The organism is Kitasatospora sp. NPDC057198 (genome assembly GCF_042670125.1).
Classification (GTDB): domain Bacteria; phylum Actinomycetota; class Actinomycetes; order Streptomycetales; family Streptomycetaceae; genus Kitasatospora.
This window is the reverse complement of the sequence record NZ_JBHUWH010000001.1, coordinates 22,999-36,276: the sequence shown is the minus strand read 5'-3', so window position 1 is coordinate 36,276 and position 13,278 is coordinate 22,999. Positions and strand designations below refer to the sequence as shown.

Annotated in this window: 7 protein-coding genes and 1 tRNA gene; 1 reads left to right on the top strand and 7 read right to left on the bottom strand. The window is 74.5% G+C overall.

All coding sequences use genetic code 11. The annotated features are described in order from the left end of the window. Nucleotides 1-23: 23 nt before the first annotated feature. Nucleotides 24-1,265: a tyrosine-type recombinase/integrase gene (locus tag ACFUEL_RS00135; RefSeq protein WP_380233570.1), complete on the top strand. Its 1,242-nt coding sequence runs from the start codon at nt 24-26 to the stop codon at nt 1,263-1,265. 81 nt (nt 1,266-1,346) lie between these two features. On the opposite strand, the gene ACFUEL_RS00130 is transcribed toward ACFUEL_RS00135, so the two are convergent. The 7 genes from ACFUEL_RS00130 to topA all read right to left on the bottom strand — a co-directional run bounded on the left by ACFUEL_RS00130 (nt 1,347) and on the right by topA (nt 13,046). Further along, nucleotides 1,347-1,420: transfer RNA gene (locus tag ACFUEL_RS00130), tRNA-Thr, on the bottom strand. 126 nt (nt 1,421-1,546) lie between these two features. Next, nucleotides 1,547-2,197 carry a leucine efflux protein LeuE gene (leuE, locus tag ACFUEL_RS00125; protein WP_380233569.1) on the bottom strand — a complete coding sequence of 217 codons (651 nt, stop codon included), beginning with the start codon at nt 2,195-2,197 and terminating at the stop codon, nt 1,547-1,549. 198 nt (nt 2,198-2,395) lie between these two features. Further along, nucleotides 2,396-4,015 carry an alpha/beta hydrolase gene (locus ACFUEL_RS00120; RefSeq protein WP_380233568.1) on the bottom strand — a complete coding sequence of 540 codons (1,620 nt, stop codon included), beginning with the start codon at nt 4,013-4,015 and terminating at the stop codon, nt 2,396-2,398. Nucleotides 4,016-4,272: 257 nt separating this feature from the next. Next, on the bottom strand, nt 4,273-5,358 hold the full coding sequence (locus tag ACFUEL_RS00115) for a hypothetical protein (protein ID WP_380233567.1): 1,086 nt from the start codon (nt 5,356-5,358) through the stop codon (nt 4,273-4,275). A gap of 182 nt (nt 5,359-5,540) precedes the next feature. After that, nucleotides 5,541-6,746, bottom strand: a complete 1,206-nt coding sequence (locus tag ACFUEL_RS00110; RefSeq protein ID WP_380233566.1) for a DNA polymerase III subunit delta' — start codon at nt 6,744-6,746, stop codon at nt 5,541-5,543. A 201-nt stretch (nt 6,747-6,947) separates the two neighbouring features. Next, nucleotides 6,948-10,091 (bottom strand): dTMP kinase, encoded by a 3,144-nt coding sequence (tmk, locus tag ACFUEL_RS00105; RefSeq protein ID WP_380233565.1) that lies wholly within the window; start codon nt 10,089-10,091, stop codon nt 6,948-6,950. Between the two features lie 78 nt (nt 10,092-10,169). Further along, nucleotides 10,170-13,046, bottom strand: a complete 2,877-nt coding sequence (gene topA / locus ACFUEL_RS00100; protein ID WP_380233564.1) for a type I DNA topoisomerase — start codon at nt 13,044-13,046, stop codon at nt 10,170-10,172. Between the last annotated feature and the right edge of the window lie 232 nt (nt 13,047-13,278).

Below are 13,278 nucleotides of genomic sequence, written 5' to 3'. Positions count from 1 at the left end.
CCGACGGGAAGTGGCACGGCTGGGTGACCGTCGGCACGAAGCCGAACGGCAGCCCGGACCGTCGGCACCGCATGAGCTCGGACGAAGCTACGGTGCGGGCCAAGGTCAAGGAGTTGGAGAAGCTCCGGGCGGCGAGCAAGGTCCGCAAGGCAGGCCGGCCGCCGACGGTTGAGCAGTGGATCACCACGTGGCTTGAAACTGCATGCGCGCGGAAGGTCGCCGACGGCTCGATGGCGCCCCGGACGCTGGATGACTACTGGTCGAAGTGTCGCCTGTACGTCTTCCCTGGCATCGGCAAGCACCGGGTGGACAAGCTCACGCCCGAGCACCTCGATGCCCTGTACCTGGGCATGCTGCAGCGCGCCCTGGCATCGGGCACCGTCTTGAAGACGCACCGGATCGTCTCCCGTGCACTTCGGGTGGCAATGCAGCGGGAGATCGTCACCCGGAACGTGGCAACGCTCATCGACGCGCCAACGGCGGTCGAGACAGAGATCGAACCGTTCAGCCGGGAGGAAACCAGGGCCGTCCTGGTCGAGGCCGATAAGCGGCGCAACGGCGCCCGCTGGTCCGTCGCACTCGCCGAGGGCCTGCGGCAGGGAGAGGCGCTCGGCCTGCGCTGGCAGTACATCGACCTCGACACGAGCGTGATCAAGGTGTGGTGGCAGCTGCAGCGGCTCACGTGGCGGCACGGCTGCGAAGACCCGCACGCCTGCGGCGAGAAGCACCACAGGAAGGGCTGCAAGCCCACCTGCAAGCAGCACGCGAAGCTGAAGAACGGGTGCCCGAAACCGTGCCCGAAGGGCTGCGCCGCGCACGCCAAGGTGTGCCCGGAGCGTACGGGCGGTGGTCTGGTCTTCCGGGAGCCGAAGGGGAAGAACAAGCGGATCGTGCCGATCCCCCCGCCCCTGGTGCCGATCCTGCGAGCGCACCGCGCTGCCCAGCTGCGCGAGCGGATGGCGGCCGGGGAGCTGTGGGAGGAGAACGACCTGGTGTTCGCCCAGCCGGACGGGAAGATGATCGACCCTCGTGCGGACTGGGAGGAGTGGAAGGACATCCTCACCGCAGCCGGTCTTCGTGACGCCCGGGTCCACGACGGCCGGCACACCGCCGGGACACTGCTCATCGAGAGCGGGGTGAACCCGCGAGTGGTGATGGAGATCCTGGGTCACTCGTCGATGCGGATGATGACCCGCTACACCCACGTGGCGTCCGCACTGGCGGCCGATGCGGCCTCGAAGATGGGGGACGCGCTGTGGGGTTGAGGCAGGCAATGGCAACTAGAACTGCCACTGGAAAGCAAAATGACCTGCGCACTCTCGAAAGAGTCTGCAGGTCAAACGCCGAGCCGCCTATGGGATTCGAACCCATGACCTACGCATTACGAGTGCGTTGCTCTGGCCAACTGAGCTAAGGCGGCACCGCTGCCGGTGACCCGGCCCGCAGGGGCAAGGGTCGCATCGGCAACGCGCGCCAGTCTACACAGTTTCCGGGGGTGATCCGTACGCGGCGGTCTGCGGGCGGCCGGTGGGCGGGACGGGCGGGGTCAGGCGGAGGAGACGGCGAGCTTGGCGGCGAAGCCGGCGAAGAGGACGGCGACGGAGGAGGTGAGGCCGGCGGAGAGGCGCTTGCGGCGGCGGAAGGCGTTGGCGAGGGTGGTGCCGGTGAAGATCAGCAGGGAGAGGTAGAGGAAGGAGAAGGTCTGCAGGACGGCGCCGAGGAGGGCGAAGGAGAGGACGGGGGCGCCGTAGGAGGGGTCGACGAACTGGGTGAAGAAGGAGAGCAGGAAGAGGATCGCCTTGGGGTTGAACAGGCTGATGACTAGGGCGCGGCGGAACGGCCGCTCGCCGTCCTCGGCGGGGGCCTCCTCGGCGGCGCCCGCGGCCAGGGCCCGTTCGCGCCACATCCGCCGGGCGGCGCGCAGCATGCCGTAGCCGATCCACAGCAGGTAGGCGGCGCCGCCGAACTTGACCACCGCGAAGACCGCCGGGTTGGCCCGGAGCAGGGAGGCCGCGCCGAGGGAGGTGAGGCTGATCAGGGTGAGGTCGCCGAGGAAGACGCCGCAGGCCGCGCGGTAGCCGGTGCGGACGCCCTTGCGGGCGGCGACGGAGAGCACGTAGAGGGAGTTGGGTCCGGGCAGCAGGACGATGACCAGTGCGCCGAGGACGTAGGTGGCCAGGTCGTGGACTCCGAGCACTGCGGTCTCCAGGAAACGGGCGGGCGGGGACGCCGGTGGGGTGTGCGGGCGGGAACGCCGAAGGGGCTGCGCCATGGTAGCTGCCAGCCCCTTCGGCCAGGAACACTCCTGACACCCGCCTGATCCCCGGAAGGGCCCCGGAAGGACACCGGGAGGACCCCGGAGGGACCCCGGAGGGACCCCGGAAGGGCCCGCGGGTCAGTTCTTGCAGGTCTTCCCGTTCGCGGGGGCCTCCCCGCCGAGCAGGTAGTCGTTGATCGCGTTGTCGATGCAGGCGTTCTGCCGCTGGTAGGCGGTGTGCCCGTCGCCCTCGTAGGTGAGCAGCCGCCCGTTCTCCAGCTGCCCGGCCAGCGACTTCGCCCAGGCGTACGGGGTGGCCGGGTCGCGGGTGGTGCCGACGACCACGATCGGGTCGGACCCGGCGGCGCGCACGGTGTGCGGGGCGCCGGTGGCCCTGTCCGGCCAGTAGGCGCAGCCGAGCGCCATCCAGGCCATGTCGCGGCCGAAGTGCGGGGCGGCCTTCTCGAAGGCGGGGACGGCCGCGGTGACCGCGGCCGGGTCGGCGAACGGGGCGGGCAGGTCGAGGCAGTTGACCGCCATGTTGGCGTACATCAGGTTGTCGTAGCTGCCGTCGCTGTCGCGCCCGTAGTAGCTGTCGGCGAGCTTGAGCAGCCCGCTGCCGTCGCCCGCCCCGGCGGTGGTCAGCGCCTCGCGCAGGTAGGGCCACATCGACTGGGAGTACATCGCCTGGGCGACGCCGGTGAGTGCCTGGGGCTCGGTCAGCGGGCGGTTCTGCTCGGTCGGCAGCGGCTTCGCGTCGAGTTGCGCGAACAGCGCGGTGAGCTTGTCCCCGGCCTCCTTCACGCTGTGGCCGACGGGGCAGTCGTCCCGCTTGGCGCAGTCCTCGGCGAAGGCCGTCCAGGCGGTCTCGAAGCCGCCGGCCTGGGTGATGTTGCCGGTGGCGGCGTCCAGCGCGGGGTCCATCGCGCCGTCCAGCACGACCTTGCCGACCTTGCCCGGGAACAGGCCCGCGTACATCGCGCCCAGGAAGGTGCCGTACGACTTGCCGACGTAGTTGAGCTTCCGGTCGCCGACCAGCTGCCGCAGCACGTCCATGTCGCGGGCCGCCTCCACCGTGGAGACGTGGCCCAGCAGGTCGCCCGCCTCGGCCCGGCAGCCGTTCGCGAACTCCCGGTCGGCGGCCACCACCGCGTCGACCTCGCCCTGGTCGTCGGGGGTCAGGTCGGTGGCGGTGTAGGCGTCCATCCGCGGACCGGTCAGGCAGGTGATCGGCGCCGAGCGCCCGACCCCGCGCGGGTCGAAGCCCACCAGGTCGTAGCCGGCCCGGACGCCCGCGTCGTAGCGCGCCGCGACCCGTTCCGCGTAGTCGATCGCCGACCCGCCCGGACCGCCCGGGTTGAGCAGCAGCGAGCCGATCCGGTGCGACGCGTCGCCCGCGGGCTTGCGGACCGCGGACAGCTCCACGTCGTGCCCGTCCCCGGGGTGCGCGTAGTCCAGCGGCACCTTGAAGGTGGTGCACTCGAACCCGGAGTCGCACGCCTTCCAGCTCAACTTCTGTGCGTAGTACGGGGCGAGGGCGGCCGGCTGCTCGGTCGGCAGCGGCTCCAGCGGGGTCGCCCCGGACGGGGCCGGGCTGCCCGGCACACCGCCCGGCACGCTGTCCGTCGAGCTGCCCGGGGAGCCGGACGGCGTGCCGGCGGAGGTCGGGTGCCCGGAGGTGCAGCCCGCCAGCAGCAGCGAAACGGCGGCGGCCAGCGCGGCGGCGGACGCCGTCCGACGGGACCGGGCGACTCTCATGGCGGTGGATCCTCTCCCCTGGGAAACGGCGCGGCGGCCGGGGCCGACACCGGGAGGCCGAGCCTAGCGGGCAGCACCGCCACGCCCGGCGACTCGCCCCGGCCACCACCCCGCCCGGCCGACCGCCGCACCGCCGATCGCAGCACACTCCCGCACCGAACGGCCCAGCCCCGCCCCGGACGGACCGTCCCCACCCCGAACGGACCGTCCCCACCCCGAACGGACCGCCCCCACCCGGGACGGCCCGCCCCCACCCGCTACTTGGCCAGTTGCTCCGCCAGGTACTGCACCGCGACCCGCACCAGCCGCAGCCGCTCCCGCTCCGGCGTGTAGTCCTGCACCACCTCCGAAGTGCGCACCTGGGCAGGCGACTTGGCGTCCCGCAGCGCCGCCTGCACCGCCCGCCCGGAGGCCAGCGCGTCGGTGTCCCGCTTCGCGGCGGCCAGCAGCAGCCGCGGCGCCACCGCCCCGGGGGATTCCGCCGCCGCCCCGGCCAGCGCCTTCGCGTCGTACCGGCCGGAGACCGCCGCGGCCGCCCCGTACAGGTCCGGGCGGGCCAGCCCGGCCGCGGCCGCGCAGGGGGCGCCGCCGTCCACGCCGAGCACGCTCCAGCCGCCCGGACCGGCCGGCAGGGTGCGGAAGGCCGTGCCGACGGCCGCGCGCAGCGCCGCGTCGTCCGCGACGGCCTGCGGGGCGGCCGCGACCAGGTCGCAGGGGTGGCCGGTGCCGCCGGGCGCCTCGGGGGCGACCACCACGAACGGGCGCGCCTTGCCCTGCTGCACCGCCGACGCCACGCCGTCGAACACGTCCGGCAGGTCGGTGTCGGCGGTGTGTCCGGGTGTCCCGGAGTGCAGCACGATCACCGGGAACCGGTCCGCCGGGTTCTTCCCGTACTCGGCCGGCAGCCACACCCGCACCGTCCGCGCCCGCCCGTCCGGACCGGGCACCGCCCCCTGCATCAGCTCCCCGCCCGCCACCCGGCCCGCACCGGCGAAAGCCACCGGGGCGGCGGACGAGGGCAAGGGCGAGGACACGGGTGCCGGGCCGGAGGAGGACGCGGTCGGGGCCGGCACCACGGCCCGGTCCGCGCTCCCGGCCTCCGCCGCGACCGCCCGGACCGGCCCGCCCCGCTCCCCCAGCAGCACCGCCACCCCCAGCGCGCTCACGCACGTCAGGCACAGCGCCGCCGCCCCCGCCCGCACCAGCACCGGCCGCGCCTCCGCCGCCAGCTCGTACCTCTGCGCGGCCCGCAGGTCCCGCCAGCGCACCATCGCCGAACGGGCCAGCCAGCTGCCCGCCACCGCGGCCACCAGCAACGACAGGACGAGGAGCGAACGGGGCATGGGGACGCACCACCTCGGGGAAGGACCGGCCGCCGGACGCTGGCGCGTGGTCAGTGCACAGGGTGCAAGACCGGGTGCCCGCTCGCCCGGGGGCGGTACGGGCGTCCGCACACGTTCACTCGAACGAGCGACGGCCGGACGCCGCGGCGGGGAGCAGGACCCAGCCCGCCCGCAGCCCGCGCTCAGCCCGCCCGCAGCGCCACCGTCATCGCCTCCACCGCCAGCAGCGGGTCCACGTTCCGCTCCAGCGCCCGGCGGCAGGCCAGCACCGCCTCGATCCGGCGCAGCGTGTTCTCCGCCGCGCCCTGGCCCGCGACCCGCTGCAGCGCCGGCCGCTGGTCGTCGTTGGCCAGCGCCCCGCCCGCGCCGAGCTGCAGGGCCAGCACGTCCCGGTAGAAGCCCAGCAGGTCGCCCAGCGCCACGTTCAGCGTCTCGCGGCGGGTGCGGGTGGCCCGGCTCTTCTGCCGCTTCTCCAGCTCCTTCACCGCCCCGGCCATGCCGCGCGGCGCCCGGCTGCCCTCCGCGGCGCCGTACGCGGCCCGCAGGTCCTCGGTCTCCCGGGCGTCCTGGGTCTCGACCAGCGCCTCGGCGTCCGCCTTCGCGGTGTCCACCAGCCGCTGGGCGGCCGCCAGGCAGCCGCCCAGGTCGGCCACCTCGAGCGGGATCCGCAGCACCTCGGCCCGCCGCGACCGGGCCTGCTCGTCCACCGCGAGGCGCCGCGAGCGGTCGATGTCGCCCTGCCCGGCCAGCGCCGCCAGCCGGGCCGCCTCCGGTTCCACCCCGTCCCGGCGCACCAGCATGTCGGCGACCGCCTCGGCGGCGGGCGTGCGCAGCACCAGCAGCCGGCAGCGCGAGCGGATCGTCGGCAGCACGTCCTGCACGGACGGGGCGCACAGCAGCCACACCGTCCGCGGCGAGGGCTCCTCGACGCCCTTGAGCAGCGCGTTCGCCGCCGCCTCGGTCAGCCGGTGCGCGGCGTCCACCAGGATCACCGACCAGCGGCCGCCGGTCGGGTAGCTCGCCGCCCGCAGCACCAGGTCGCGCATGTCGCCGACGCCGATCGACAGGCCGTCGGTGCGCACCTGCTTCACGTCCGCGTGGCTGCCCGACAGCACGGTGTGGCAGCCGTCGCAGAACCCGCAGCCCGGCACGCCGCCCAGTTCCAAGTCCGGGCTGGTGCACTGGAGCGCCGCCGCAAAGGACCGCGCCGCCGTCACCTGGCCGGCGCCGGGCGGGCCGGTGAACAGCCAGGCGTGCGTCATCAGCGAGGCGTTCCCCGCCGGGGCCTCCCCCCGGCCGGCCAGCACGCTCGCCCGGGCCGCCCGCGCCGCCGCCTGCAGCTGCTCGACCACCCGGTCCTGCCCCACCAGGTCGTCCCACACACTCACGCCGCGCTCCTCGTCACCACTGCCGCCGCTGCCACCGCCCCGCCGAGCCTAACCCCGCCCGGCGACAGCCCGGACGCGGCAGGGGCCGTACGCCGGCGAGGCCGCGACGCGGGCAGTGCACCTGCCGTCCCGTCGCGGCCCCGCCGCACACCCAGTTCCGCCCCGCGCTGCTGCGCCCCGCTCCGTCCCGTTCCCGGGCGGTCAGTCCTTGCGGCGCCGCCAGCCACCCTTCTTCGGCTGCTCGTCCGCCCTGCCCTCGGGCTCGTCCGCCTCCCAGCGGGACCACTCCTCGCGGGAGCCGAGCAGGCTGTCCGTCAGACTGGGCAGGTCGTCGAGCGGCGTCTCCTCCGCCCACTCGGGCCGGGGCCGCAGCTCGCGGGTCTGCGCGGAGTCGTTCTCGTCCCGGAACAGGCCCTTGGGCACCCGCGCGGTCGGGTCGCCCGCCTTGGGCAGCACCGCCGTCTCCTCGACGTCCGCGCCCCGGCCCCCGTCACCGTCCCGGTCCTCGACCACCGGCAGCACCGCGGTCTCGTCGACCGCCGGAGCGGGCGCCGGAGCGGCCGGCGCGGGCCTGGGCAGCTCCCGGGTGGTCTCCGCGTCCGCCCCGGCCGCCGCACCGTCCTCGACCTTCGGCAGCACCGCGGTCTCGTCGGCCGGAGCCGGAACCGATACCGGCGTCGGGGCCGGAGCCGGGGCAGGAGCCTCCGCCGCCAGCGCCGCGGCCGCCTCCGCCTCGGCGGCCCGCCGAGCGGCCTCCGCCCGCTGCAGCGCCTCCTCGGCACGCCGCCGCTGCTCCTCCCGCTGCAGCTCGCGCTGCCGGGCGAACTCGACCCGGGCGGCCTCCTCCGCGGCGGCCTTGCGCGCGGCCTCCGCCGCCGCCTCGGCCCGGGCGGCTTCCGCGGCCCGCCGCTCGGCGTCCTCCTCGGCGCGCCGCGCGGCCTCCGCCTCGGCGGCGATCCGGGCGGCCTCGGCGGCCTTGCGGGCGGCCTCGGCCTCGGCGCGGGCGGCTTCCTCGGCGGCGAGCCGGTCCTTCTCGGCCTGCTCGGCGCGCAGCTGCTCCAGCAGTTCGAGGCGCTTGCGCTCGGCCTCCTCGGCGGCCTTGCGGGCGGCCTCGGCCTCGGCGGCGCGCCGGGCGGCCTCCTCGCGGGCCTTGCGCTCCTGCTCGGCCTTGGCGGCCTTCTCCTGCCCGGAGAGCGGCAGTTCGCGGTCGAGCCGGTGCCGGATCGAGGTGGTGACGACGGCGGGCGTCTGGCTGCCGTCGACGACCAGGTAGCGGGCCGGGTCGGCGGCGGCGAGCGCCAGGAACCCGGAGCGGACCCGCTGGTGGAACTCGGTGGGCTCGGACTCCAGCCGGTCCAGCGCCTCGGTGAAGCGGTCCCGGGCGGCGGTCGGGTCGACGTCCAGGACGACCGTCAGGTCGGGGACGAGCCCGCCGGTGGCCCAGCGGGAGATCCGGGCGACCTCGGTGGCGGCCAGGTCGCGGCCGGCGCCCTGGTAGGCGATGGAGGAGTCCATGTACCGGTCGGTGATGACGACCGCGCCGCGCTCCAGCGCCGGGCGGATGACGTTCTCGACGTGCTCGGCCCGGTCGGCGGCGTAGATCAGCGCCTCGGCCCGGTGCGAGAGCCCGGTGTTGCCGACGTCCAGCACGAGGGCGCGCAGCCGCTGCCCGATCGGGGAGCCGCCGGGCTCGCGGGTGAGCACGACCTCGTGGCCCTTGGAGCGGATCCACTCGGCCAGCGCCTGCGCCTGGGTGGACTTGCCGGCGCCGTCGCCGCCCTCCAGGGCGATGAAGTAGCCCTTGCCGGCGGCGCGGTGCGGGGCCGTCTCGGCCTGCCCGCGGACGGCCTGGGCCAGCTCGCGGCCGAACGGGACGACGCCGCGCTGGTCGTCGGTCTTGAGCAGCACGACGGCGGCCAGCACCAGGGTGAGCAGCCCGGCGGTGGAGACGGCGAGCGCGGCGCCGTCGTGGATGAAGGTGAAGTGGCCGCGGCCGACCTCGCCGAGGCTGACCTGCCCGTACGCGGCGGCCAGCAGCGGCATGCCGATCAGCGCGGCGCCGACCACGGTCCGCAGCACGGCGTACAGGTGCTCGGTGACCTTGCCGAGCCGGATCTCCTCGATCTCCTGGGCGAGCAGGCCGCGCCCGGTGGCGATGACCACGCCGGCGGCCAGGCCGGCCAGCACGGTGAACAGCAGCACCAGGACGAAGTCGAGGACCAGGCCGGCCAGGATCAGCGCGACGCCGGAGGTGACCAGGCCGAGCGCGAGCAGCCGGCGGCGGGACAAGCCGGGCAGGGTGGCCCGGCTGAGCCGGACGCCGATCGCGGGGGCGCCCGCGGCGGCCAGCACCAGCAGGCCGTAGCCGATCGGCCCGGCCAGGTGCTCGCCCGCGGTGAGCAGGCCGAGCGCGGCGACGCCGGCCATCGAGGCGTACGCGGCGGCGATCGAGAAGGTGAAGTACGGGGCGGAGCCGGTGCGGCCCTTCTTCAGCGAGGGGCCGGGCGTGGCGTCGGTGGGGGCGCGCAGGCCCTGCAGCGGGGAGCGCGGGGCGGTGCTGGCCCCGGCCGGGAGCTCCTGGAGGTACAGCAGCGCGGCGTTGGTGGCGAACAGCGCGGCGGCGCCGAGCGCGGCGGCGGTGAGCTGGTGCGCGTGCAGCCACTCCAGGCCGATCGCGGCCAGCACGTTGTTGAGCAGGGTGAGGCCGATCAGCCCGCCGGCGGCCAGCGGCAGCGCGGCCCAGCCGGTGCGCGCGTCGAGGGTGCGGACGGCGTCCAGCGCGGCGGCGGGCGCTGGGCCGGGCTGTTCGGGGACGGTCAGCAGGCCGGGCACGGCGGCGGCCTTGCCGATGGTCCAGATCCGTTCGGCGGCGCCGGCCAGGAAGGCCGTGGCGAGCAGCGGCCAGGTCGCCGAGCCGGGCGCCCAGACCGCCCACCAGGGGGCCAGGCCGATCAGCAGGGCGCGGAACAGGTCGGCGCCGAGCAGGCTCCAGCGCCGGTCGAGCTTGCCGCCGACCAGCGCGTGCACCGGGCCGAGCAGGGCCGCGCCGACCAGGACGGTGGCCAGCAGCCGGGCCGCGAACACCGCGGCGACGGCGAGCGCGAGCGCCCGGTAGCCGTGCCCGAACTGGCCGCCGAGCGCGGCGGCCACCACGGTGAGCGGCACCAGCACCAGCACGGCCAGCCGGTCGGCGGCCCCGCCGAGCAGCTGGGTGGTCCACAGTTTCCGGTAGGGCCGGAGCCTCAGCAGCGCACGGGCCCGCTCGCCGGGCGTCCCGGCGGGGGCGACCTCCGGGAGGCCGGGGGCGGCGGTGCGTGCGGTGGGGGGCAGCTCCTCGCTCGTCATACGGTCAGCGTAGCGACTGCGGGTGCCCGCCCTTAACGGGCCCGCCCGGATTCGAACAGGCCCGTTACGGAGTGTCCGTCAGCTCTCCTCGGAACCGCCGTCCGCGGCGCCGGTCTCCCGGGCGGTCGCGGCCTTGGCGGTGGTCTTCTTCGCCGCGGTCTTCTTCACGGTCGCGGTCTTCTTGGCCACGGTCTTCTTGGCGGCGGTCTTGGTCGCCGTCGCCTTCTTGGCCGCGGTCTTGGTCGCGGTGGCCTTCTTCGCCGGGGCCTTCTTGGCGGTCTTCTTCACCGGCCCGCGGGCGCGCTTCTCGGCGAGCAGCTCGTAGGCCCGCTCGGGGGTGATGGTCTCGACCTCGTCGTCCTTGCGGAGCGTCGCGTTGGTCTCCCCGTCGGTCACGTACGGGCCGAAGCGGCCGTCCTTGACCACCACCGGCCGCTCGCTGACCGGGTCGTTGCCGAGCTCCTTGAGCGGCGGCGCGGCGGCGGCCCGGCCGCGCGCCTTGGGCTGGGCGTAGACGGCCAGCGCCTCGTCCAGGGTGATGGAGAGCAGCTGGTCCTCGCTGGTCAGCGAGCGCGAGTCGGTGCCGCGCTTGAGGTAGGGGCCGTAGCGGCCGTTCTGCGCGGTGATCTCGTTGCCCTCGGCGTCGGTGCCGACGACCCGCGGCAGCGAGAGGAGCTTCAGCGCGTCCTCCAGCGTGACGGTGTCCAGGTCCATCGACTTGAACAGCGAGGCGGTGCGCGGCTTGACGGCGTTCTTGCCGGTCTTCGGGGTGCCCTCGGGCAGCACCTCGGTGACGTACGGGCCGTACCGGCCGGCCTTGGCGACCAGCGGGTTGCCGCTGACCGGGTCGGTGCCGAGCTCGCGCTCGCCGCTGGGCTTGGCGAACAGCTCCTCGGCCAGCTCGACGGTCAGCTCGTCCGGCGGCAGGTCCTCGGGGACGTCGGCGCGCTGCTCGGTCTCGCCCTCCGGGGTGGGCCGCACGACGTACGGGCCGAACCGGCCGACCCGGAGCACGATGCCGTCGCCGATCGGGAAGGAGCTGATCTCCCGGGCGTCGATCGCGCCCAGGTCGGTGACGAGCTCCTTCAGGCCGCCGAGGTGGTCGCCGTCGCCGTTGCCGGCGTCGGCGGCGACGCCGACCGCCGCGTTCGCCGCGCCCGCGCCGAAGTAGAAGCGCTTGAGCCACGGCACGGACTCGGCCTGGCCGGCCGCGATCCGGTCGAGGTCGTCCTCCATCTTCGCGGTGAAGTCGTAGTCGACCAGCCGGCCGAAGTGCTTCTCCAGCAGGTTGACCACCGCGAAGGACAGGAAGGACGGCACCAGGGCGGTGCCCTTCTTGAACACGTACTTGCGGTTGATGATCGTGTCGATGATCGAGGCGTAGGTGGACGGGCGGCCGATCTCCCGGTCCTCCAGCTCCTTGACCAGCGACGCCTCGGTGTAGCGGGCCGGCGGCTTGGTGGCGTGGCCCTCGGGGGTGAGCTTCTCGGCGGCCAGCGGGTCGCCCTCGGCGACCTGCGGCAGCCGGCGCTCGCGGTCGTCCAGCTCGGCGTTCGGGTCGTCGGCGCCCTCGACGTACGCCTTCAGGAAGCCGTGGAAGGTGATGATCTTGCCGGAGGCGGAGAACTCGGCGTCCCGCCCGTCGGCGGCCCGGCCGCCGACCTTCACGGTCACCGACTGGCCGACCGCGTCCTTCATCTGGGAGGCGACGGTGCGCATCCAGATCAGCTCGTACAGCCGGAAGTCGTCGCCGCCCAGCCCGGTCTCGGCGGGCGTGCGGAAGCGGTCCCCGGACGGGCGGATCGCCTCGTGCGCCTCCTGCGCGTTCTTCACCTTGGAGGCGTAGGTGCGCGGCGCGGACGGCAGGTAGTCGGCCCCGTACAGCTGGGTGACCTGGGCGCGGGCCGCGGTGACCGCGGTCTCCGACAGCGTGGTCGAGTCGGTGCGCATGTAGGTGATGAAGCCGTTCTCGTACAGCTTCTGCGCGACCTGCATGGTCCGCTTCGCGCCGAAGCCCAGCTTGCGGCTGGCCTCCTGCTGCAGCGTGGTGGTGCGGAACGGCGCGTACGGGGAGCGGCGGTACGGCTTGGACTCGACGCTGCGGACGGCGAACGCGGTCTGCTGCAGCGCGGCGGCCAGCGCGCGGGCGGCCTGCTCGTCCAGGTGCAGGGTGGTCGCGGCGCTCTTCAGGCGGCCGTCCGGGCCGAAGTCGCGGCCGGTGGCGACCCGCTTGCCGTCGACCGAGACCAGCCGGGCCCCGAAGGACTCCGGGTTGGCCGCGTCGGCCGCGCTGCGGCCGGTGCCGAAGGTGCCGACCAGGTCCCAGTACGAGGCCGAGGTGAAGGCGATCCGCTCGCGCTCGCGCTCGACCACCAGGCGGGTGGCCACCGACTGGACGCGGCCCGCCGAGAGCTTCGGCATGACCTTCTTCCACAGCACGGGGGAGACCTCGTAGCCGTAGAGGCGGTCCAGGATGCGGCGGGTCTCCTGGGCGTCGACCAGGCGCTTGTTCAGGTGCCGCGGGTTGCGCACGGCCTCCTGGATCGCGTCCTTGGTGATCTCGTGGAAGACCATCCGGTGCACCGGCACCTTGGGCTTGAGCACTTCCTGGAGGTGCCACGCGATGGCCTCGCCCTCGCGGTCCTCATCGGTGGCGAGGAAGAGCTCGTCGGACTCCTTCAGCAGCGACTTCAACTTGGTGACCTGGGACCTCTTGTCCGGGTTCACCACGTAGATCGGAGCGAAGTCGTGGTCCACGTCGACGCCGAGGCGGCGCACCTCGCCGGTGTACTCGTCCGGGACCTCGGCGGCCGTGCCGGGCAGGTCGCGGATGTGACCGACACTGGCCTCGACGATGTAGCCGGGCCCGAGGTAGCCCTTGATCGTCTTGGCCTTGGCCGGCGACTCGACGATGACGAGTCGCTTGCCGTGCGCGGTCTCGCTGCTCGGGGACACCTTCGCTCTTCTCTCCCGGTCGTTTACCAGAACTCCTGGGCCACCGCAGCGCGACGGCTCCACCAGCGGAGTGTGACCGTACCCTGGCCACCCTTGTCAAACGGACGGATCCTGCTTTTTCACCGGCAAGGCCGACCGACGCCACTCGAACGGTAACCCGATGGCAGGCCCCGGGGCATGTCTTTCCCTGGCAACCGCCCCAGTCACCGGGTGCGGGCGGGCCGCTCACCGA

Coding starts and splice junctions, on each gene's coding strand:
- tmk (WP_380233565.1), bottom strand. CDS start 10,091: ATGACGAGCGAGGAGCTGCCCCCCACCGCACGCACCGCCGCCCCCGGC.
- ACFUEL_RS00120 (WP_380233568.1), bottom strand. CDS start 4,015: ATGAGAGTCGCCCGGTCCCGTCGGACGGCGTCCGCCGCCGCGCTGGCC.
- ACFUEL_RS00115 (WP_380233567.1), bottom strand. CDS start 5,358: ATGCCCCGTTCGCTCCTCGTCCTGTCGTTGCTGGTGGCCGCGGTGGCG.